The 21890-nt window shown below is 74.1% G+C and carries 16 protein-coding genes; 11 read left to right on the top strand and 5 right to left on the bottom strand.

Annotated features, from left to right (window positions below; all coding sequences use genetic code 11):
* Positions 1–16: 16 nt before the first annotated feature.
* Positions 17–2926, top strand: a complete 2910-nt coding sequence (locus tag ABD207_RS17015) for a beta-galactosidase (protein ID WP_344013897.1) — start codon at positions 17–19, stop codon at positions 2924–2926.
* Between the two features lie 37 nt (positions 2927–2963).
* On the opposite strand, the gene arfA is transcribed toward ABD207_RS17015, so the two are convergent.
* On the bottom strand, positions 2964–4478 hold the full coding sequence (arfA, locus tag ABD207_RS17010) for an arabinosylfuranosidase ArfA (protein WP_344013895.1): 1515 nt from the start codon (positions 4476–4478) through the stop codon (positions 2964–2966).
* Positions 4479–4707: 229 nt separating this feature from the next.
* On the opposite strand from arfA, the gene ABD207_RS17005 reads away from it, so the two are divergent.
* The 6 genes from ABD207_RS17005 to ABD207_RS16980 all read left to right on the top strand — a co-directional run bounded on the left by ABD207_RS17005 (position 4708) and on the right by ABD207_RS16980 (position 10860).
* Positions 4708–5943: an MAB_1171c family putative transporter gene (locus tag ABD207_RS17005; protein WP_344013893.1), complete on the top strand. Its 1236-nt coding sequence runs from the start codon at positions 4708–4710 to the stop codon at positions 5941–5943.
* 109 nt (positions 5944–6052) lie between these two features.
* Positions 6053–6562: a toxin gene (locus tag ABD207_RS17000; protein ID WP_344013890.1), complete on the top strand. Its 510-nt coding sequence runs from the start codon at positions 6053–6055 to the stop codon at positions 6560–6562.
* The gene (locus ABD207_RS16995) at positions 6559–7803 is read left to right on the top strand and encodes an MAB_1171c family putative transporter (RefSeq protein WP_344013888.1); all 1245 of its coding nucleotides are present in this window, start codon (positions 6559–6561) and stop codon (positions 7801–7803) included. The genes ABD207_RS17000 and ABD207_RS16995 overlap by 4 nt, the downstream gene beginning before the upstream one ends.
* Positions 7804–7852: 49 nt before the next feature.
* Complete coding sequence (locus ABD207_RS16990; protein WP_344013886.1) at positions 7853–9061, top strand: MAB_1171c family putative transporter; 1209 nt, start codon at positions 7853–7855, stop codon at positions 9059–9061.
* Complete coding sequence (locus ABD207_RS16985) at positions 9051–10454, top strand: NAD(P)/FAD-dependent oxidoreductase (protein ID WP_344013884.1); 1404 nt, start codon at positions 9051–9053, stop codon at positions 10452–10454. The genes ABD207_RS16990 and ABD207_RS16985 overlap by 11 nt, the downstream gene beginning before the upstream one ends.
* A 196-nt stretch (positions 10455–10650) precedes the next feature.
* Positions 10651–10860 (top strand): hypothetical protein, encoded by a 210-nt coding sequence (locus ABD207_RS16980; RefSeq protein WP_344013882.1) that lies wholly within the window; start codon positions 10651–10653, stop codon positions 10858–10860.
* A gap of 25 nt (positions 10861–10885) precedes the next feature.
* Here the strand turns inward: ABD207_RS16980 and ABD207_RS16975 are convergent, their stop codons facing one another.
* From ABD207_RS16975 to ABD207_RS16960, 4 genes are all read right to left on the bottom strand, one after another.
* The gene (locus ABD207_RS16975) at positions 10886–11740 is read right to left on the bottom strand and encodes an SMP-30/gluconolactonase/LRE family protein (RefSeq protein ID WP_344013880.1); all 855 of its coding nucleotides are present in this window, start codon (positions 11738–11740) and stop codon (positions 10886–10888) included.
* Positions 11737–12510 (bottom strand): IclR family transcriptional regulator, encoded by a 774-nt coding sequence (locus ABD207_RS16970; protein WP_344013878.1) that lies wholly within the window; start codon positions 12508–12510, stop codon positions 11737–11739. Before ABD207_RS16970 ends, ABD207_RS16975 begins: the two co-directional genes overlap by 4 nt.
* Before the next feature lie 156 nt (positions 12511–12666).
* A complete protein-coding gene (locus ABD207_RS16965; protein WP_344013876.1) occupies positions 12667–13899 on the bottom strand; it encodes a PucR-like N-terminal domain-containing protein in 1233 nt (410 codons plus the stop codon).
* 3 nt (positions 13900–13902) lie between these two features.
* Positions 13903–14055 (bottom strand): hypothetical protein, encoded by a 153-nt coding sequence (locus ABD207_RS16960; protein WP_344013873.1) that lies wholly within the window; start codon positions 14053–14055, stop codon positions 13903–13905.
* Between the two features lie 203 nt (positions 14056–14258).
* Between ABD207_RS16960 and pgfA the strand changes: the two genes are divergently transcribed.
* From pgfA to ABD207_RS16940, 4 genes are all read left to right on the top strand, one after another.
* Positions 14259–15254: a cell envelope lipid trafficking protein PgfA gene (gene pgfA, locus ABD207_RS16955; protein ID WP_344013871.1), complete on the top strand. Its 996-nt coding sequence runs from the start codon at positions 14259–14261 to the stop codon at positions 15252–15254.
* Positions 15255–15459: 205 nt separating this feature from the next.
* On the top strand, positions 15460–16611 hold the full coding sequence (locus tag ABD207_RS16950) for a glycosyltransferase family 4 protein (RefSeq protein ID WP_344013869.1): 1152 nt from the start codon (positions 15460–15462) through the stop codon (positions 16609–16611).
* A 41-nt stretch (positions 16612–16652) separates the two neighbouring features.
* Complete coding sequence (locus ABD207_RS16945) at positions 16653–17423, top strand: class I SAM-dependent methyltransferase (protein ID WP_425580737.1); 771 nt, start codon at positions 16653–16655, stop codon at positions 17421–17423.
* Positions 17420–21890 (top strand): alpha-(1->3)-arabinofuranosyltransferase (locus ABD207_RS16940; protein ID WP_344013867.1); only part of this gene is annotated, 4471 nt, incomplete at its 3' end. The genes ABD207_RS16945 and ABD207_RS16940, both read left to right, overlap by 4 nt.

Genomic DNA, 21890 nt, shown 5'->3' with positions numbered 1-21890 from the left:
AGCAGGAGGCGCTCCCTTGGAGCTCAGCAGGCGAACTTTCACCGCTCTGGCCGGTACGGCGGCGCTCGGTCTCGCGCTGGCCGGCAGTGGCGGGGCGGCGACCGGCCCCCGCACGGCGCGTGTCGTGCCCACGGGCCCGCCGCCCGCCGCGCCGGGCGCGGACGGCAGGCGGCACCGGGTCGGCCACGACCGGTATTCGCTGCTGGTCGACGGACGGCGCCTGGTGCTGTGGTCGGCGGAGGTGCACTACTTCCGCCTGCCCAGCCCGTCCCTGTGGCGGGACGTGCTGCAGAAGCTGCGCGCGCTGGGGCACAACGCGGTCACGGTGCCCGTCGCCTGGAACCACCACTCCCCCGCACCCGGCGTCCACGACTTCACCGGCGTGCGCGACCTGGACCTGTTCCTGCGCACGGCGGCCGAGGAGCGGCTGTACGTGGTGCTTCGCCCCGGTCCGTATCTCGGGACCGCCGATCTGGACGGGGGCGGCCTTCCGGGTTGGCTGTCGGTGGAGGCGGGCCGGGCACGGTCCGCCGACCCGGCGTATCTGCGGCACGCCGACGAGTGGCTGAGCGCCGTGGACGCCATCGCCGTACGCCATCTGTACACGGCGGGCGGCGGCACGGTGCTGCTGTACGAGGTGGAGGACACCGCCGACGAGGCCGTCCGGGAGCATCTGGCGCGCAAGGTGCTCGGCGACCGGATCGACGTACCGCTGCTGCGGCGCGGTGGCGGGCTGGAGCGGCTGTGGGTGCCGCAGTCGGTGGAGACCGGGCGGCCGGACGCCTGGGGCGGGGTCACCTCCGGCGGCAAGGGGTACGCCCAGGTGTCCGCGGAGCGGGACGCGCGGGAAGTGCGCCGCACCGCGCTCACCCACCTCGCCGACGGGGTCGGCGTGCACAACGTCCGTATGGGCTTCGGCGGCACCTCCTGGGGCTGGCTGCCCGGCCCCGGCGTCTGCACCTCCTACGACTACGGCGCCCCGCTCGACGAGGCCCGCCGCATCACGCCCAAGGCCGCCGCCGGGCACCAGCTCGGGCATCTGCTGCGTACCGTCCCCGACCTGGCCCGGCTGGGACCGGCACGGCAAGTGCCGGTGAAGGACGAGCGGCTGACGGTGCGCCGGCTGAGCAACCCCGACACCGGGGCCGAGTTCTACGTGGTGCGCAACGACTCCGGTGAGCAGGTCACCGCCGAGCTGCCGGACACCGGCATCGAGGTGCCGGTCACCGTGGCGGCCGGCGACACCAAGCTGCTCGCCTCCGGCCTGAAGACGGGGCACCGCAAGGTCGCGTACACCACCGCGCAGCCCATGATGAGCCTGTCCGTCGGCCGGCAGGACATCGCGGTGTTCACCGGCCGCAAGGGCGAGACGGCACAGCTCGCCCTGGACTGCGAGACCATGCCCACCACCACCCGCATGGACCCGGAACCCGCCTGGTCCTTCCACCGGGGGCGGCTCAACGTGGTGGTGCCGCTCGGCGTGGGCGGCCCCTCCCGGGTCCTGGTGGAGGGCGGCGACTCCGACACGCCCATGCTGCTGCTGTTCGCCGACGACGCGACCGCGCTGCGGCTGTGGCCCCGCGAGACCCCGTCCGGCTCCCTGCTGGTCTACGGCCCCGCCCTGCTGCGCGAGGCCACCGTGCGCGGCTCCACCCTGCACCTGACCGGCGACGTGGTGGGCGAGACCGGTCTGGAGGTGTGGGCGCCGCGCGGCGTCACCGCCGTCACCTGGAACGGGCAGCCGCTGCGCACCCGGCCCGGCCGCACCGGCAGCCTGGTGCTCGAGGGCCTGATGCCGGCCGCACCGAAGGTCGCCCTGCCCGCGCTGGACCGCTGGCGGCGGCGCACCGAGAACCCGGAGGCCCGGCCGGACTTCGACGACTCCGGCTGGCCCACCGCCGACCGCACCGCCGGCCGGGGCAGCACCCCCGTGCCCGAGGGCGGCCCGGTGCTCTTCGCCGACGACTACGGCTTCCACTACGGGGACGTCTGGTACCGGGGCCGCTTCGAGGACGCGGGCGCCGTGGAGTCGGTGGCCCTGTCCTACGCCGGCGGGACGCAGGGGCTGCTGATGGCCTGGCTGGACGGGGAGCCGCTGGGCACCCACCGCATGCCGGAGCCGGACGGGAAGTCGGCGGACCGCGGTCACTGGACGGCCACGGCCCGCTTCGAGGTGCCGGGGCGGCTGCGCACGCCGGGCACCCATGTGCTGTCGGTGCTGGTGCGCCCGATGCAGCGGGCGGGCGAGGAGGCGGCCGAGGGCGCCTCCGGGGCGGCGCGCGGGCTGATGTCCGTGGAGTTCGAGGGCGCCTCACCGTCGGTGAGCTGGCGCATCCAGGGCGCCGCGAAGCCCGACCGGGTGCGCGGGCCGCTGAACAACGGCGGGCTGTACGGGGAGCGGCGGGGCTGGCATCTGCCCGGGCACGACGACGGGGACTGGAAGTCGGTGAAGCTGCCGCAGGAGCAGGGGGACCGGCGGCAGGGGGTGACCTGGTACCGGACGGAGTTCCGGCTGTCGGTGCCGAAGGAGCTGGACGCCTCGGTGGGCCTGGTGCTCAACGACGACCCGAGGCGCGCCTACCGGGTGCAGGTCTTCCTCAACGGCTGGAACCTCGGCCAGTACATCAACGACGTGGGGCCCCAGCACACCTTCGTCCTGCCCAACGGGATCCTGCGCACCCGTGGCTCCAACACCCTGGCGCTGGCGGTCCTGGCGGACGGGACCACACCGGCGGGCCCGGGCGAGGTACGGCTGACGCTGCTGGGGACGGCGACGGGAGGCGTTCCGGTGAAGGCGGTGGACTCCCCGGGCTCCCCCGACCAACCCGGCGCCCCCGGCTCCTCCGACGCTCCCGGCTCCCCCGACGCTCCCGGCTCCCCCGACTCCCCTGGCTCCCCCGACTCCCCTGGCTCTCGCGGCCGGTGAGCGCGTTCGCGCGAGCGGGAACCCGTTGGCTCGCGGTTCAGGCGAGCCGGATCACGTTCCAGGACAGCGGCTCCAGTTCGGCGGTGAGCCGGCCGCCGGAGACGGAGGTGCCGTGGACCTGGTGCGGGGCGACCCGTTCGGGATCGTCGCGGGTGTTGCACGCATCGGGGTCGGCGTCGGCGAGGGCGCTGTGCTCGACGACGGTGGTGAGCCCGAGGCCGCCCAGCGTGGCCTCCACCGGCAGCGGCTCGGTGCGGCTGCGGTTGACGGCGAAGACGGTGACCGTGCCGTCGTCCGCGCGCACCGCGGTGGCGTACAGCAGGTCCGTCTCGCCGTAGCGGGCGGTGTCGTAGACGGGTGAGTCCACGCGGACGTCGAGGACCTCGCCGCGGCCGTGGCGGGAGGCCTGCGCGAACGGGAAGAAGGTGGTCTGCCGCCAGGCCGGCCCGCCGGGCTCGGTCCTGATCGGGGCGATGACGTTGACCAGCTGGGCCAGGCAGGCGATGGTGACGCGGTCGGCGTGCCGCAGCAGGGCGATCAGCAGCGAGCCGACGACGACGGCGTCCGTGACGCTGTAGGTGTCCTCCAGCAACGGCGGGGCCTCGGGCCACTCCTCCGGTGCGGGGGTGGCCGTCTGCTGCTGCCAGCGGGACATGTACCAGACGTTCCACTCGTCGAAGGAGAGGTTGATCCGCTTCCTGGACTTCAGCCGCGCGCCGATGTGGTCGCAGGTGGCCACGACGCCCTCGATGAAGGACTCCATGTCGGACGCCGAGGCGAGGAAGGAGCCGACGTCCCCGTCCAGCGGCTCGTAGTAGGCGTGCAGGGAGATGTAGTCGACCAGGTCGTACGTCTCCGCCAGGACCGTCGCCTCCCACTCCGCGAACGTGGGCATCGACCGGCCGGAGGATCCGCAGGCGACCAGTTCCACGCCGGGGTCGAACTGCCGCATCGCGCGGGCGGTCTCCGCGGCGAGACGCCCGTACTCGGCGGCGGTCTTGTGCCCGGTCTGCCAGGGCCCGTCCATCTCGTTGCCCAGGCACCACAGCCGGATGCGGTAGGGGTCCTTGTCGCCGTGGGCCGCCCGGAGGCCGGACAGCGCGGTGCCGCCGGGGTGGTTGGCGTACTCCTGCAGCTGCAGGGCCTCGGCCACGCCCCGGGTGCCGAGGTTGAGCGCCATCATGGGCTCGGCCCCGGGGCCCAGCTCGCGCACGAAGCGGATGTATTCGGCCAGTCCGAAGCGGTTGGTCTCGGTGGAGCGCCAGGCGAGGTCCAGCCGCCGGGGGCGGTTCTCGACGGGACCGACCGAGTCCTCCCACCGGTAGCCGGAGACGAAGTTGCCGCCGGGGTAGCGGACGGCGGTGACGCCGAGCTCGCGCACCAGGGCGAGGACGTCCCGGCGGAGCCCTGCCGCGTCGGCGGTGGGGTGGCCGGGCTCGAAGATGCCGGTGTAGACGCAGCGGCCGAGGTGTTCCACGAAGGATCCGAAGAGCCGGGGGCTGACCCGCCCGACGGTGAAGGCGGGGTGGAGGGTGAGGCGGGCGGTACGCATCTGCGCCTTTCGGGACGGTCGGTCGGACATCACGGGCCGGGCGGCACCCCGGACACATGCCGTTCGATATTCCGTACAGTGCACGCCACTTCGAACGAGGTGACCGTAGGGAGGACGGAAGGGCACGTCAATGGTTCGGACAAGAACCTGGACGCGCCTGACGCGGACACATCCCTGCGCGTAGGCTCGAACGTCCCTGTGGACAGCGGGACATGAGAGCGAGGGCGCGATGGAGTTCGCGGACGCGGCCTTGGGCCCGGCGTCGTTCCTCAGCGAGTTCTACACGTCGTTCTGGTGGATCCCGGCCGGCGTCCTGGCGGCCGCCCTGGCCATCAAACTGCCCACCATCATCCGGCTGTGGAACGACCCGCTGCTGCGCGCGGTCGGCGGCCTGCTGCTGCTCGCCTGCGCGGTGTTCGTCTTCGTCGCGCCCTCGACCATCGTCGGGGTCAACCGCGTCACCGGCGTGCCGAACATCGCGGCGCCCTGGGTGTACTCGCTGCTGACCGCGTTCTGCGCCTGCTGCCTGGTGCTGATCACCGCCTGGCGCAACGGGCTGTCCGACCACTCCGCCTCCACCCGCCGCACCACCCGCTGGGTGCTGTGGTCCTACGGCGGTGTCATCGTCGCGCTCTGGGTGCTGTTCGCCCTCGCGGACGTCCCGGTGGAACGCACCCGGGACCTCGACACCTACTACGCCAACACCCCGTTCATGCGCGAGGAGATCCTGCTGTACCTCCTCGCCCACACCACCGCGGCGCTCATCACCTCGAAGCTCATCTGGAACTGGATCCGCACCGACGGGCTGGACGCCTGGCTGCGCGGCGGGCTGAAGTTCCTGGGCGCCGGCTACGCGCTCAACCTGGGCTTCGACGCGGCCAAGCTCACCGCGGTCGTGGCCCGCTGGACCGGGCACGACCTGGACTGGCTCAGCCTGGACGTGGCGCCCGCGCTGGCCTGTGCGTCCGCGGTGTCGATCGCGGTCGGCTTCATCCTGCCGCACGCCGGCCAGTACCTGCACGAACGCTGGTGGATCCGGCTGGTCCACCACCAGCTGCGGCCCCTGTACCTGCTGATGAAGCAGGTGAACGGGAGCGGGGTGCCGTTCACCTGGCGCTCCAGCCCCGAGCTGCGGCTGACCCGGCGCGAGACCTTCATCCGGGACGTGCTGCTGCCGCTGGCCCGGCACATCGACGAGTCCCTGCACCGGCGGTGCCACGAGGCCGCGCTCGGCCTGGGGTTCGCCCCGGAGCGGGCCAAGGCGCTCGCGGCGGCGGTGGCGATCCTGGACGCCGTGGACCGGCGCCCGGAGGCGGGTGACGGCGACGCGGAGGGCAGCCGGGACACCACCGAGCTGCTGCTGGAGATCGGCGCCGTGTCACGGGAGTTGCGCCGCCCGGACGACATCCGGGCGGTGCGCGCCGCGGCCGGTGCCCTGAAGGAGCCCGCGGTGGTCACCGAGTGAGTCCGGGCGCGGGGGCGGTGGCAGGATCGGGGCCGGAGTTGGCATATTGCACAGGTGACCGAGCGGCACCCAGGGGAACAGGGAGACAGCGGTGCGTACCAGGAAGGAGATGCGTCGACTCGCTGACGCCCTCATCGACCCCATCCGGGTGCGGGTCCCGGCCGATCCCGAGGTGCTGTTCGAGGAGCTGGTGAAGTCCGTCAGCGCCTGGCGGGGACGTGAAGTCGTCGTCCACCGGGCCACGTTCCCGCCGCACACCGCGAGCGGGCTGTGGCTGGAGCGGGAGCACCACGACGACGTCGTGGTGGACGAACGGGCGGCCGTCTGGCACCAGATCGTGATCCTGTGCCACGAGGTGTGGCACATGAACCGCCGCTCCGCCGCGCCGCGTTCCGGCGACGCGCGTCAACCGGTCGCCGCCCGCAGCGACTTCAGCCTGGCCGAGGAGCAGGAGGCCGACCGCTTCGGCATGCTGATGGGCCGCCGGCTGCGCACCTGGCTGGACGCCTCCGCCGTACCGGATCCCGCCGCACGGACCGGCGACGGCGGTGACGACGACCCGCAGGACCTCGCCGGACGCATCGGCGCGGCGCTCAACTACCGCGGGACCAAGAGATGAGCGGGCTGATCAACTACCTCAGCTGCTCGGTCCTGTGGCTCGGCCTGCTGGTGAAGGCCCCGGACCTGCTGCGGCACCGCCGTGACCCGTATCTGCGGGCCATCTGCGCGCTGCTGGGCCTGGCGGGGCTGTGCTTCTTCCTCGGCGCACCGCCCACGGTCGGCGTGATCAACCGGCTCAGCGGCACGCCGAACCTCGCCGCGCCGCTGACCTATGCGGCGATCACCGCGTACGCCGCCGCTTCCCAGGTGCTGGTGGTGTACTGGCGCGGCGGTCCCCGGGTGCACCGCACCGCCCGCCGCTGGATCACCGCCTACGCCGGTGTGGTCCTCGGCATCGCGGTGCTGTTCGCCCTCGGTGACGCGCCGGAGGAGCGCCGTACGGATCTGGACACCTACTACGCGACCACGCCGTTCCTCGCCCAGATGATCGTGCTGTACCTGGTGGCCCATCTGGTCGCGGCGACCGTCACCTCGGTGTGCTCGCTGCGCTGGGCGGGCCGGGTGCGGGGCGGGCTGCGGCTCGGGCTGACCCTGCTCGGGTCGGGCTCGCTGTGCGGAGCCGGGTACAGCGTCTCCAAGCTCACCGCGGTGACCGCCCGCTGGACCGGGCGGGACTGGTCGGCGCTCGGCACCACCGTGTCCCCGGCGGCCGCGGGCCTCGGGGCGCTGCTGACGGTGGTCGGGGTGCTGGTCCCGCTGCTCGCCCCCGCGCTGGCGGAGGCCCGGCAGGCGCGGCGGGCGTATGCGCGTCTGGCGCCGCTGGAGAAGGCCCTGGAGGAGGTGCTGGTCCGGCGCCGGCTGCGGCTGCCCCGGCCCCGGTTCGCCTCGCCCGTCACCCGTCTGGTGTGGCGGCAGACCAGCATCCAGAACGCGCTGAGCCACCTGGACGTGTACTTCGACCGCGGCCTGTACGAGCGGACCCGCCGGGAGGTGCTCGACGCCACGGGCGACCCGGAGCGGGCCGAGGCGGCGGCCTGGGCCGCGGTGATCACGGCGGCGGTGCGGGAGGAGGCCGGCGCCGGGCGGGGGACGCCGCGCCCCGGCGACCGGGCGCTCGACCGGGTGCCGGGTCCGGCCCTCCTGGCCCGGGTGGCCGACGCGTTGACGGACCCTGCCCCGCCCGCCGGGTCCGGGCCCGGTGGCGCGGGCACGCCCGCCGCCGTGCCGCCGCCCTCGCGCTCGCCCTCGCCCTCGCCCTCGGGGAGCAGGCCGAGCGTCACGACGACGGGCAGGGGATGATGCGCACGGTCAGCACCGGCCGCCGCCCGGCGAAGAGGAGCCGGCCGGCATGAGTCTCGTCGTCTACCTCGCCGCGGTCGTGTTCGGCATGTCCGCCGTGCTGCTGTACCGCCCCAGCACGGTGGTGCGCAATCCGCTCAACCTGTCCACCTGCGTGGCGATCGTGCTCGGCTCCCTGGTCTTCGTGTGCGCCGCGCCCCCCACCCTGTCCGCGGTCAACTCCCTCACCGGCACGCCCAACTTCGGTGCGCCGCTGACCTACGGCATGCTCTCCGCGTACAGCTGCAGCATGCTGGTGCTGCTGATCAACTGGCGCGGCGGCCCCCGCCCCCTGGTGCGGCGCCTGGTGCTGCGCAGCATCGCCGCCTACGGGCTGCTGGTGCTGGCCATCGTGGTGCTGTTCGCGCTCTCCGACGCGGACACCGAGCGGCTGCGGGACCTCGACACCTACTACGCCAACACCCCGTTCATGCGGGAGATGATCCTGCTGTACCTGGCCGGGCACAGCGCCGCGATGCTGGCGGTGTGCCTCGTGTGCCTGAAGTGGGCCCGCGAGGTCACCGGTCTGCTGCGCACCGGGCTGCGGCTGATCCTGCTGGGTGTGCTGCTGGACCTGGCCGGGTTCCAGCTGACCAAGTACACGGCGGTCGTGGCGCGTTGGTCGGATCACGACCTGGACTTCCTGTCCACCGATGTCGCCCCGCCGATGGCGTCGCTGGGCGCGCTGGTGTGCTCGGCGGGGTTCGTGCTGCCGCGGCTGGTGCCGCCGGTCCGGGCGCAGTGGCAGGCGCGGCGCGACCACCGGCGGCTGGCCCCGCTGTGGACGCTGGTGCGGTCGGCGTCCACCGCCCCCCGGCCGCCCGCCGCCCGGTGGCAGCTGCCGCAGGCCCGGCTCCAGTGGCGCGAGGTGTCGATCCACGACGCCCTGCTCAGCCTGGCGCCGTACTTCGACCACGGGGTCCGTGAGCGGGTGCGGGACGCCGCCCTGCGCATGGGCCGCTCCCCCCACGAGGCCCGTCTTCAGGCGGAGGCGGCCATGCTGGCCGACGCCGCGCGCCGGGCCGCCGCCCGTGAGGAACCGCCGGAGACCGGCCGCAGCTACCGGCTGCACGCCACCGAGGTCCCGGGCCCGAGCGGGCTGGTGGAGCTGGCCCGGGCGCTGGACCGACTGCCCCCCGCACCCGCCGCGCCCGAAGGCGCGGTGCCGCCGCCCATGGCCGGAACCATGGCACAACCCGAGGAGCCCCATGTCGCGTAGAGCTGTCGTGATCGGTGCCGGACTGGCCGGGATGCTGGCCGCGGCCGTCCTGTCCGATGCCGGTGTGGACGAGGTGATCGTGCTGGACCGCGACGAGCTGCCCGACCACCCGGGTCACCGCCGGGGTCTGCCGCAGGGGCGGCACGCTCATCTGCTGATGGCGGGCGGCATCGCGGCCCTGGAGGAGCTGGTGCCGGGGGTGCGCAAACGGCTGCTCGCGGCCGGGGCGCACGAGATACCCCTCAACTCGGGCATGCTCGCGCTCACTTCGGAGGGCTGGCTGCGCCGCTTCAAGCGCGAGGGGCCGGTGATGCTCACCTGCAGCAGGGCGCTGGTGGACTGGGTGGTGCGCACGGCGGTGCTGGACCAGACCCGGGTGGAGATACGCCGGGCGGCGGCGGTGGGGCTGACCGGCACCGCGCAGCGGGTGACCGGCGTGCGGACCGGGGCGCCCGGGGAGGAGGGGGACCTCGAGGCGGACCTGGTGGTCGACGCGAGCGGGCGCGGCACCCGGGTCGTCTCCTGGCTGGACGCGCTCGGGATCACCGGCATACGGGAGCGGACCGTGGACTCCGGGCTGGTCAACGCCACCCGCATCTTCCGCACCCCGGACGGCGCGGAAAGGTTCCCGCTGACCATCGTGCACGCCGACCCCTTCGCGCGGCGTCCCGGCCGCAGCGGGATGGTCATGCCGATCGAGGACGGCCGGTGGATGGTCAGCTGCGGCGGCACCCGGGGCGGCGAGCCGCCCGCGGACCCGGAGGGCTTCCTGCGCTACACGCTCGATCTGCCCGACCCGGTCGTGGGCCGGCTGATCTCCGGTGCGGAGCCGCTGACGGACGTGCATCTGAGCCGGTCCACCAGCAATGTGCGCCGCTATCTGGAGAAGTCGGCGCGGTGGCCGGAGCGGTTCGTGGTCCTCGGGGACGCGCTCGGCACCTTCAACCCGGTGTACGGGCAGGGCATGTCGGTGGCCGCGTTCGGCGCGCAGGTGCTCGGCCGGGAACTGGCGCGCGGCGGTCCGGCCGCGCCCGGTCTGGCCCGGCGGGTGCTGCGCGGGGCGGCCAGGCCGGTGGAGACGGCCTGGTCCATGGCGGTCGGGCAGGACGTGCTGTATCCGGGGGTGCGCGGCGGCCGGCCGACCGCCGCCGACCGGCTGGTCACGGCGTACACGCGCCGCATGATGAGGGCGGCCACCGGCTCCTACGCCGCGGCCTCGGCGCTCTGGGACGTCACCAGCATGCGCAGGCCTCCGACCCGCATGTTCCACCCGAGCGCGGTGCTGGCCGCCCTCATGGGCTCCCCGCTGCCGCCGTCGGCCGAGCCGCCGCTGACGCCGGGCGAGCGCGAGCTGCTGCGCAGCCTGGACCGCACGGGGCTGCCGGGCGTCTGAGAGCTGAGGCACCGTCAGGCAGAAGGTGCCGCTCCCCGCGGAACACCGCGGCCCGCCAGCTGCGCACCCACCGTTCCCATGTGCTCGGGCTGCGCATGCCGGAGGCGGGCGACGGCGTCAGCGGCGCGGCCACCCCGCCCCCTGCCCCGCCTCCTGCCGCCCGCAGGCCTGGGCCGCGGGGGCCGCGGCACTGACCGTGCAGTCGCTGCTCGGCCTGGCGGCGGACGCCCCCGCCGGCGTCCTCACCGTTGCCGCGGAGGTGCCCGAGGCGTTCCGGCCGCTGCGGCTGTCCGGCGTCCGCGTCGGCGGCGCCCCGGTCGGTATCACCGTGAGCGCCGACGGGACGCCCGAGGTCACGGCACCGGAGGGGATCACCGTGCGCACCGCGCCGTCACGGCTCGGCTGAGGCCGAGCGAGCCACCCGGGGTGGCTCATCCGGCGAACGCCGGCTGGGCCACCCCCTTGCCGATGCCCGGGATCACCAGCAGCGACCCGGCCAGCGGGTGCGGGGCGGTCAGGCCCACGCGGGCCGTGGTGACGTACAGGTCGGTGAGGCCCGCCCCGCCGAAGGCGCAGGCGGTGACCCGGGGCACGGGGAAGGTGAGGGTGCGGTCGAGTGCGCCGTCGGGGGTGTAGCGGCGGACCGCACCGCCGTCCCACAGGGCGACCCAGACGCAGCCGTCGGCGTCCACGGTGAGGCCGTCGGGGAAACCGGCGCCCTCCTCGATCTCGGCGAAGGGGCGGCGGCCGGACACCCGCCCGGTCGCCGGGTCGTGGTCGAGGACGTCGATGCGGCGGGTCGGGCTGTCGATGTAGTACATCAGCCGCCCGTCGGGGCTCCAGCCGGTGCCGTTGCTGACGGCGACGTCGTCGAGCACCGTGGTGACCTCGCCGTCGGGAGTGATCCGGGACAGGGTGCCGCCGCCCGGGGCCTCGTCGTAGCGCATGGTGCCGGCCCACAGGGAGCCGTCGGGTGCGACGGCGGCGTCGTTGCCGCGGCGGCCGGGCACCACCTCGCGGTGCAGCCAGCGGAAGGTGTCGTCGGGGTCGAGCAGGCCGATGCCGTCGCGCAGATTGAGGACCAGTCCCCCGCCGGTGCGGGGCTTGGCGGCGCCGATGTGCTGCTCGGTGCGGCGCAGGGTGCGCCGGCCGGTGGCGGGATCGTAGGTGTGGATGCGGCCGGCGAGGATGTCGACCCACAGCAGGCGGCCCGTCGCCGGGTCCCAGGTGGGGCCCTCGCCGAGGGTGGCTTCCGCGCGGACAACGACCTCGTATGCGCGGGTCATGCGGCGCTCCGGTGGCCCAGACGTTCGGACAGGTCGGCGGCGCCCTTGGCGGCGAACTGCTCCAGCTCGGCGCGGCGCTCCTCGCTCCAGCGGCTCATCGGCACGGAGATGGACAGCGCGGCGACCACCTCGCCGGTGCGGTCGCGCACCGGGGCGGCGACGCAGGAGACGTCCGGGTTGGACTCGCGGGTCTCCACGGCGATGCCCCGGGCGCGGATCCCGGCGAGGGCCTCGCGCAGTGCGGCCGGGTCGGTGATGCTGTTCGGGGTCATCGCGGCCAGTCCGGCGCCGTCGGGGATGCGCGCGGTCAGCTCCTCCTCGGGGAGGCTGGCCAGCAGCATCTTGCCGACGGCGGTGCAGTGGGCGGGCAGCCTGCGGCCGGCCGCGGAGACCATGCGCACGGCGTGGGTGGAGTCCACCTTGGCGATGTAGATGACGTCGGTGTCCTCGAGGATGGCCACATGAACCGTCTCGTCGCAGGTCTCGGCGACGGCCCGGGCGACCTGCCGGCCCTCGGCGGCGAGGTCCAGCTGTTCGGCGTAGCGGGCGCCGAGCTGGTAGGGGCGCACGCCGAGCCGGTAGCGGCCGGGCTGGTCGCTGACCGGGACGAGGTACTTGCGGGCGGCGAGCGTGGTCACCAGTTCGTGCACGGTGGTGCGCGGGAGCTGCAGCTTGCGCACGATCTCGGGGGCGGAGAGCGTGCCGTCCCCGTCGAGGAAGAGCTCGAGTATGTCGAGCGCCCGGGTCACGGCTGGTACGAGGCGTCCCACGACCGGCCCCCTCCTGTGTTCGGCCTGCGTCTCGATGCGTTCGAAATATCAACAGGCGGTCGGAATGGCGAACACAGGCTAACCAGGCCGCGTCGGCCGGGCAACGGGTGCCGGAGTCGGTATCGGGGGTGTCGGTGACCCGGGGGGCCGGGCGGCTCAGCGGCGGGCGTCGCCGAGGGCTCCGCGCAGGCGCTGGGCGCGCAGCACCAGTTCCAGTTCGAAGCGGCGGTCCGGGTCGTCGATCTCGTCGCCCCACAGCTCGCGGATCTGGCGCAGGCGGTAGCGGACGGTCTGCGGGTGGACGCCCAGGCGGGCCGCGACCTCGGGGGCGCCGCCGCGGGTCTCCAGCCAGGCCAGCAGGGTCTCCGCGAGGCGCCGGCCGTGGGTGGGGCCGCAGTGGGCCAGCGGGGCGAGGCATCTGCGGGCCAGGTCGTCGATGAGTTCCTCGGGCTGGAGCAGGACCAGCGCCTCGGTGTGCTCGGTGCAGTGCAGCACCTCCCCGGACGGCAGCAGGCCCCGCTCCATCAGCCGTACCGCGGCCTCCGCCCAGCGCAGCGACTTGGCCGCGTCGGCGAGCGGCACCGGCGGGCCGATCGCGCCGGACCAGCCGGTGAGCGCCCGGTGCAGCAACTCGGGACGGCCGGCGGCGTCCGGTTCGGGCACGACCATGCGGGGCTGCTCGTACTCCATGTCGAGCAGCACGCCCTGGCCGACGGCGGGGGCCATGGCCTCGCGCGCCGGGCGCAGCAGCACTCCGGCGGCGACCCTCTCGGGCAGCGGCCAGCCGATGCGGGCGGCCCGCTCGGCGAGCGCGTCGGCCGGATCGCCCAGGTGGTGCTCGGCGAGCAGCAGCTCGATCAGCTTGCGCTGCAGCCGCAGCCGTTCCCCGGCCTGCCGGGCGGCGGCCTCCGCGTAGCCGCGCACCGACTGGTCGACCAGCGTGTCGAGGTACTCGTAGCCGGCGTCGACCAGCTCGTACATGGCGGGCGGCGGGATGTCGACGCGCTGGCCGATCTCGGCGAAGCGGCGCCAGGCCAGGCGCACCCCCATCCGGTAGACCGCCTGCAGCGAGTCCAGGGAGCGGCCGTGCAGTCCCTCGCCGCGTCCGAACTCCTGGAACACCCCGGGCGGCACGGTGGGCCGGCCCTCGCTGTTCTCCAGGTGCTCGACGAACACCTCGATGGCGCGGCGGATGCCGACCAGGGCCATGGGTTCGCCGGAGTCGTCGAGGACCACGGGCAGGTGCGGGTACGCGCGCTGGATCTCGCTCATGATCTCCTCGGCGAGGCCGGGCGCCTCGGCCATGGCGATCTCGGCGAACCGGCGCACCTGGTAGCGCGGTACCTCGTTCCAGGCGGACCGGGTGGTCAGGGTGCGGGAGGGGGGCACGGCTCAGCTCCCCTGCCCCGCCTGCTCGTAGGTGATCAGGGGTGTGTCCGGCTGGTCGGGCGTGGCCTCGAGCAGCGCCACCGCGCCGAGCGCGGCGGCCACGGCCAGGGCCGCGCCGAGCGCCACGGTGAGCGCTGCGGCTAGCAGTCTGGACATCGCAGGGTCAGCCTCTCTGTCGGGAGGTTCCCCACCCCCGGCACTGTGCCCTCACCTCTGCCAGTCGTGCCCAACAGTGTCGACATGACATTGACACCCCGTCAAGGGGCGCTTACGGTTCCCGCCCCATACCGCATGCGCACTTTCCCCTCCACGGCCCCGACCTGACCCGTCGCGCCGTCCCAAGCCTCTGGAGTGCCCGGATGCGCCGTACTGCTTCTCCAATCTCCCTGGTCATACTGGGTCTCGGCACGTTTCTGCTGGTGCTGGCGCCCCTGCTGGCGTGGTACGTGAAACCGCGTGCCGCGGTGAACCCCATCGACATCGACACCACCGCGGTCTACACCGGCCGCGGCAGCGTCTTCGACACCGAGAAGATCGAGACGGTCCCGGACCAGAGGATCACCGTCACCCAGCGGGTGCGCGGTGACGTCGCGGACTCCGAGCGCAGCGGGAACGCCGTGTGGGACGTGGTCACCTCGGTCGACACGGACAAGTCCCTGCCGGCCGCCGACCCGCACGACGCGCTGGACCTGAACGTGCACCGCTGGGTGCTGGACCGGAAGACCACCGAGCCGGTGCACTGCTGCGAGGAGAAGCCCTACATCCAGGGCGAGGCGTACCTGAAGTTTCCCTTCGGCGTGCAGAAACGCTCCTACCGGTGGTGGGACAACACGCTCGGCGACACGGTGGTGCTGCGTTACCGGGGGACCGAGAAGGTCCAGGGCTACTCCGGCTACAGGTTCACCGGGAGCGTCCCGCCGACGAAGACCGGGACCCGGCTGGTGCCCGGCAGCATCGTCGGGCAGCCGGACCGGCCGCAGGTGCTGGCCGAGGAGTGGTACGCCAACCACGGCGTGGAGCTGGTCGTCGACCGGGCCACGGGCCGGGTGATCTACGCGCAGACCGGCCCCAGGCGCACCCTGCGCGCCCCGGGCGGGAAGAAGGACGCGGCGGTGCTGCTGGACGCCGAGAAGATCGCGTTCACCACCGAGACGCAGAAGGAGGCCGTGCGCCAGGCGAAGCGGGACAGCGGGCAGTTGCGGCTGGTCGGCGTGACGGCGCCGATCGGTGCGGCGGTGGCGGGATTCGTGCTGGCGGTGGCCGGCGGGGTTCTGGTGGCACGTGGACGGAAGGGAGACGGAACACCCGAAACGTCCGGAACGCCGGATGTGCCCCAGCCGACCCTCACGAAATGACACAACGTCAGGCAGAACAAAGCGGGATTTTGTCACCCCGGTGAGTAGCCGTGGGGAACGTGTGGGCGAAAACTGTCCAATCCCCACCCGAGCACACAGTGCCCCCACCTCACCCTCACCGGTCTGAAACCCACCCCCCACCCACACCGACCCCAGGCTGTGTCCCCACGCTGAGTTCCGCACCCTGACACGAGTTGGAGCACCGATGCCCCAGCACGTTCCGTCCATGCTGCGCCCCGCGTCCCCCAGCGCGCCGCAGCAGCCCCCGGCGGCTCCCCCGCATCCGCGCAGGATCGTCTTTCTCGCCCACCGGGACCTGGGGAATCCCTCCGCCGGCGGCTCCGAACTGCTGGTCGACCGGCTCGCCGACGGGCTGACCAGGCTCGGGCACCAGGTCACCCTGCTGTGCGGGGGGCCGGCCGCCTTCCGCGACTACCGGGTGGTGTCGGCGGGCGGCACCTACGGCCACTACCTGCGCGCCCGCTCCGCCTTCGCCCGGCAGGTCGGCGACTGCGATCTGCTGGTGGAGGTCTGCAACGGGGTGCCGTACCTGGCGTCGCTGTGGCATCACGGGCCCACGCTCTGCCTGGTCAACCATGTGCACACCGATCTGTGGGGCATGCGCTTCGGCGGGCCGCTGGCGCCTGCGGCCCGGCTCGGACGAAGACTCGAGCACTGGGCGCTGGGCGCCGCGCGGCCGGGCGGGCTGATGGTCGCCGTCTCCCCGTCGACGGCCCAGGCGCTGCGCGGCATCGGCGTGGCACGCGAGCGGATCCGGGTCGTGCACAACGGGGTCGAGGAGCCGGGTCCGTTCACCGGCCGGTCACCCGAGCCGCTGTTCGTGGCGGTGGGGCGGCTGGTCGAGTACAAGCGGATCGATCTGCTGCTGCGGCTGTGGGAGCGGGTGCGGCCGGTCACCGGCGGCCGGCTGATGATCGTCGGGGACGGGCCGCAGCGGGAGCGGCTGGAGCGGATGGCCGGTCCTGACGTCGAGTTCGCCGGGCATGTGTCCGATGCGGAGAAGCACCGGCTGCTGTGCGCGGCGTGGCTGCTGCTGCATCCCTCCGCGGTCGAGGGGTGGGGGCTGGTCGTCACCGAGGCGGCGGCCCGGGAGACACCGGCGATCGCCTTCGACGTGCCGGGGCTGCGCGACTCCGTGGTGGACGGGGAGACCGGGGTGCTGGCGCGGGGCGAGTCCTCGTTCGCCGCGGCCTGGTGCACCCTGGCGCTGTCCGCCGAGCGGCGGGAGGCGATGGGCAAGGCCGCGCGGGACCGGGCGGCCCGCTACCGCTGGGACCGGACGGTGCGGCAGTTCAGGGCGGTGGCCGCCGAAGCGGTGCGGAGCCGGCGGCCGTGACGCCCCTCGGCCGGGTCCGGGCGGCTCTGGTGCGGCTGCCGGTGCGCCGCGGCCGGCCGGAGGGCGCCCCGCGCACCGGAACCTCCTTCAAGGACCCCTCCCTCGCGCGGTCCCTGGCGCTCTTCAAGGCCTTCCTGCGCGAGCAGGACGACCCTCAGAGCTGCTACTCGCTGCTCGCCCGGGACGCCGCCGACCAGGTCGAGGCATACGGCGGCCCGGTGGCCGGGCGGGTGGTGGTGGACGTCGGCGGCGGCAGCGGCTACTTCACCGAGGAGTTCCGCAGACGCGGCGCCCTCGCCTGCCTCTTCGAGCCCGACCTGCGCGAACTCGGCGAGAAGCCGCCGGACGGCGCCGTCGTCGCCGACGGGTATCTGCTGCCGCTGGCCGACGGCGTCGCGGACGTCGCCTTCTCCTCCAACGTGCTGGAGCACGTCTGCGACCCGCAGACCTTCCTGAGCGAGCTGGTCCGGGTGACCCGGCCCGGCGGGCTGATCTATGTGTCGTTCACCAACTGGCTCTCCCCGTGGGGCGGCCACGAGTGGGCCCCCTGGCACTACCTCGGCGCCGAGCGGGCCCGCGCCCGCTACGAGCGGCGCACCGGCAAGGCCGCCAAGCACACGCTCGGCGTGAACCTCTTCCCCGTGCACATCGGCACCACGCTGCGGCAGGTGCGCGCCCGCGACGACGTGCGGATCGTCTCGGCGCGCTCCCGCTACTGGCCCTTCCTCACCGAGACCGTCGTCAAGGCGCCGGTCCTGCGTGAGTTCGCCACCTGGAACCTCCTCCTCATCCTCCGGCGGTGTCCCGTATGACGACCACGGTCCAGGCTCCTCCTCCGGCAGCCGTCCCCTTCACCGTGACCGCCTCCGGCCCTCCCGAGGGCCCGCGGTCGCGGCGCTGGCTCGCGGGGTTCTGGGCCGTGGTGTTCGTGCTGTTCGTCGCGGCGGAGCCGGGGCGGCAGACCTTCGACACCAAGCTCGGCGTCACCACCGACCCGGGCCAGTTCCTGGCCGACCTGGGGCAGTTGTGGCAGGACCGGGGCTCCTTCGGCGGGATCTCCGACCAGTACATCGGCTACCTGTGGCCCATGCTGCCGTTCTACTGGCTGTGCGACCTGGTCCGGCTGCCGGTGTGGGTCGCCGAACGGCTGTGGATGTCGCTGATCGTGTCGGTGGCGTTCTGGGGCGCGCTGCGGCTGGCCGAACGGCTGAACGTGGGCAGCCGGGGCTCGCGGCTGCTCGCCGCCCTCGCCTACGCCCTGTGGCCGGTGTTCACCACCGTGGTCGGCTCCACCTCGGCCGCCGCGCTGCCGGGCGCGCTGCTGCCGTGGGTGCTGCTGCCGCTGACCGACGAGCGCTACTCGGCCCGGGTGGCCTCCGTGCGGTCGGCGCTGCTGGTGGCGTGCATGGGCGGGGTCAACGCCGCCTCGACGCTGGCCTCGCTGCTGCCGGTGGGGCTGTATCTGCTGTCCCGGCCGCCGGGGCCGCGGCAGCGCAAGCTGATCGCCTGGTGGGTGCCGGCCGTGATCGTGGCGACCGCCTGGTGGTGGATACCGCTGCTGCTGCTCGGCATCTACGGCGAGAACTTCCTGCCGTACATCGAGAGCGCGCGGACCACCACCGACACCATGGCGGCGACCGAGGCGCTGCGCGGCGCCGGCAACTGGGTGGCCTATCTGCACTTCGGTGAGGCGTGGCTGCCGGCCGGCTGGGCGGTGGCGACCTCGGTGGTCGTGATCGTCTGCTCGGCCCTCGCCGCCGGGCTGGGGCTCGCCGGACTGGCCCGCCGGGACCTGCCCGAGCGGCGCTGGCTGGTGCTGACGGTGCTGGTGGCGGCGCTGATCCTGCTCGCCGGGTACGGGGGCGCGTTCGGGGCGCCGTTCCACTCGGTGGTGCGGGACTGGCTGGACGGCTGGCTGGCGCCGTTCCGCAACATCTACAAGTTCCAGACCGGTCTGGCACTGGCGCTCGTCCTCGGACTGGCCCATCTGGTGGGCCTGGTCCAGCGGGAGCCGGGCGACGCCGGGCGGCTCACCGGTCGTGCCCGGCGGGGGCGCCGGGTGGCGCCGCTGGTGGCCGCGGTGCTGATCCTGCCGGGGCTGGCCTGGCCGTACCTCAACGGCTCGGTCCTCAGCCCCGGTTCTTTCCAGGAGATCCCCACGTACTGGAAGACCACCGCCGACTGGCTGGAGAAGTACTCCCCCGACTCGCGCGCCCTGGTGGTGCCGGCCACCGCGCACGGCATCCACACCTGGGGCTCCACGATCGACCAGCCGCTGGATGTGGTGGCGAAGTCGCGGTGGGCGCAGCGCGACTACGTGCCGTTCGGCACGCCGGGCAACCGGCGCGCGATGGACGCGGTCGAGCAGGCGCTGATGACCGGCGCCGCGGTGCCGGGCCTGGCCGACTACCTGAGCCGGGCCGGCGTGTACTACGTGGTGGTCCGCAACGACCTGGACCCGGACCAGATCGGGCATGTGCCGACGACCACGGTCAAGCGGACCCTGGAGCAGTCCGGGTACGAGCGGGTGACCGGGCTCGGGCCGGTGATGACCGGCGGGCGGATCGCCGACGGCACGCCGTTCCAGGTGGAGGGGCTGTATCCGCGGCAGCGGGCGGTGGAGATCTACCGTCCGGTGGGTGAGGAGGTGCCGCGGCCCGGCCAGGCCCGGCTGGCGCCGGTCGCCGAGACCGCCGTGGTCTCCGGCGGGCCCGAGGCGCTGCTGCCGCTGGCGGACCGGCTGCGCGGGCGGCCCGCCGTGCTGACCGGCGACCACCACCCCGGCCTCGGCACCCCGCCGGTGCAGGTGACCGGCGACGGGATGCGGCGCGCGGACACCCGGTTCGGGCTGGTCAACGCCAACACCTCGTACACGTACACCGCCGACGAGCGCAACGCGCCCGACGCCGCGCAGAACGCCGGCGAGGGACCGCACCAGATCCTGCCGGTGAAGGGCCAGGTGCACCAGACGGTGGCCGAACTGCGCGGCGCCCGCTCGGTGACGGCCTCCTCCTACGGCAACTGGCTGTTCCATCTGCCGCAGTTCGACCCGGTCAACGCCTTCGACGGCGACCCGGGGACGGCGTGGACGGAAGGGTCCGCGACCTCGCCGGACGGGCAGTGGCTGCGGATCGAGTTCAACGGCCGCTACGACATGCCCGGTTCGTTCTCCGTCATCCCGCTGCCGCAGGAGGGCGTGCGGGCCGCGCCGGTCAAGGTGCGGGTGGAGACCGAGAACGGCTCCGAGACCGGCTTCCTGCGGGCCGACGGCAGCAAGCAGCGCGTCAAGGCGCCCGAGGGGCAGACGCGCTGGATGAAGCTGACCATCGTCGACTCCGAGGCCCGGACCTCCAAGCTGGGCGGGGCCGGCTTCGCCGAGGTGGAGCTGCCGCGGGTGCAGGTGACCCGGCTGCTGCGGCTGCCCACCGACGCGGAGAACTCCACCTCCCCCACCCAGGTCTTCTCGCTGCACCGGGCGGCCGACCCCACCGGGCTGTCCGCCACCGGCACCGAGAACGGGCTGCACCGGCGGTTCACCACGGCCGCGGGCGGCACGTTCGAGATCCGGGCGAAGGCGGTGGCGGTGCCCGGCGAGGCCCTGGACCGGCTGCTGTACGAGGTGGCGCCCCGGCAGCGCGACCGGATCGTGGCCACCGCCGACTCCGTGGCCCGCCTGGGCGCGGGGCTGTCCGCGCGCAACCTCACCGACGGCGACCTGACCACGGCGTGGATCGCGGGCGGCCGGCCCACCATCCATCTCACCTGGCAGGGCAAGCAGTCGGTCGGCGAGATCGTGCTGGCCCCGGCGGGCGGCCTGTCCGCCCGCGCCGCCGAGGTGCACATCTCCTCCCCGGACGGCGCGGCCATCGCCGAGGCCGACAAGAACGGCATCGTCCGCTTCCCGCCGATCACCACCGACCGGCTGGACATCACCATCACCCGGACCGCGCCGCTCACCCTGCACAACCCCGTCGTCGACGAGGACCTGCAGCTGCCGGTGGGGCTGACCGAGGCGTACATCCCGGCGCTCGAGCAGTACCGCACCCCGCAGCCGTCCGAGAACCGGAAGTTCTCGCTGCCGTGCGGCAAGGGCCCGGACCTGGTGGTCGACGGCGAGCTGTACCAGACGGGCGTCACGGGCACGGTCCGGGACCTCAGGGAGCGGCGCCCGGTGGAGGTGACGCTGTGCCAGGAGGGCCGCGCCGACCGGCAGCTGGAGCTGACGGCGGGCGGTCACCGGGTCGAGGGCGGCGACGCCGGCCCGCTGGCGCTCACCGAGGTGACCCTGACCCGTGGCTCTCTGCAGGAGGCCTCGGCGTCCGGGCGTGAGCTGCGGATCCGGGACTGGCTGGGCGACCGCCGCGAGGTGAGCGTCGGCTCGGGCGCGGCCTCGTACCTGACCATGTTCGAGAACTACAACGAGGGCTGGACCGCGATCCTGAACGGCGAGAAGCTCACCCCGCTGCGCCTGGACGGCTGGCAGCAGGGCTGGCGGATCCCTGCGGGCGCGGGCGGCACGGTGAAGCTGAGCTACGAGCCGGCCACGACGTACGACGCGGCGCTGATCGGCAGCGGGGCCGGGATCGCGGTGCTGATCGGGCTGGCGCTGTGGCGTCGCAGGGCCGAGAACCCCGACGAGCCGCAGCCGGCCGCACCGGCGCCGGGCCTGTGGCTGGGTGCGGTGGCGCTGACGCTGGCCGGCGTGGTCGTCGCGGGCTGGTGGGCGCTGCTGGTCCCGGCGCTGGCCCTGCTGGCCGTGCGGCGCCCGGGAGTTCTGGCACCGGTCGCGTTGGTGTCCCTCGCCGCGGCCGGAGTGGTGGCGGCGACCGGGGCGGGCGAGCCGGTGCGGGCGGGCGGGGGCGCGTTCGGGCATCTGGCCCAAGTCCTGGCGCTGATCGGCCTGTTCGCGGCGCTGGTGAGCGTCGGTGAGCCGCGCGGGCGGGACGGGCGAGGGGAGGCGGACGACGGGGACCCCGGCGCGACGGCGGTGCTGCCGCCGGTGGCGCCGGCTCCGGCCCCGGCCGCGGGACCGCCCCCGCCGGGCTTCCCGCCGGCCGGCGCGCCGCCGCGCACCTTGCCATCGCCGGGCACCTCTACGCCGCCGAGCACCTCACCGCCGGCGCACACCTCACCGCCGGCGCCCGGACAGCCGCCGGGGGAGCCTTCGTCCGCGATGCCGCCGGGCGGCCCCGCACAGGGCGGCCCGGGGCACGGCAGCTCGGGACAGCGTGGCCCGGCACAGGGCGGCCCGGGGCACGGCGCCCCGGGACAGCGTGGCC

Origin of the sequence: Streptomyces thermospinosisporus (genome assembly GCF_039526425.1) — a bacterium.
In the GTDB taxonomy this organism is placed as follows: Bacteria; Actinomycetota; Actinomycetes; order Streptomycetales; family Streptomycetaceae; genus Streptomyces; species Streptomyces thermocarboxydovorans.
Note: the sequence above shows the minus strand (reverse complement) of the source record. Positions and strands in the feature narration are given on the sequence as shown.

Coding starts and splice junctions, on each gene's coding strand:
- ABD207_RS16985 (WP_344013884.1), top strand. CDS start 9,051: ATGTCGCGTAGAGCTGTCGTGATCGGTGCCGGACTGGCCGGGATGCTG.
- ABD207_RS17000 (WP_344013890.1), top strand. CDS start 6,053: ATGCGTCGACTCGCTGACGCCCTCATCGACCCCATCCGGGTGCGGGTC.
- ABD207_RS16960 (WP_344013873.1), bottom strand. CDS start 14,055: ATGTCCAGACTGCTAGCCGCAGCGCTCACCGTGGCGCTCGGCGCGGCC.
- ABD207_RS16990 (WP_344013886.1), top strand. CDS start 7,853: ATGAGTCTCGTCGTCTACCTCGCCGCGGTCGTGTTCGGCATGTCCGCC.
- ABD207_RS16995 (WP_344013888.1), top strand. CDS start 6,559: ATGAGCGGGCTGATCAACTACCTCAGCTGCTCGGTCCTGTGGCTCGGC.
- ABD207_RS16975 (WP_344013880.1), bottom strand. CDS start 11,740: ATGACCCGCGCATACGAGGTCGTTGTCCGCGCGGAAGCCACCCTCGGC.
- ABD207_RS16950 (WP_344013869.1), top strand. CDS start 15,460: ATGCCCCAGCACGTTCCGTCCATGCTGCGCCCCGCGTCCCCCAGCGCG.
- ABD207_RS17005 (WP_344013893.1), top strand. CDS start 4,708: ATGGAGTTCGCGGACGCGGCCTTGGGCCCGGCGTCGTTCCTCAGCGAG.
- arfA (WP_344013895.1), bottom strand. CDS start 4,478: ATGCGTACCGCCCGCCTCACCCTCCACCCCGCCTTCACCGTCGGGCGG.
- pgfA (WP_344013871.1), top strand. CDS start 14,259: ATGCGCCGTACTGCTTCTCCAATCTCCCTGGTCATACTGGGTCTCGGC.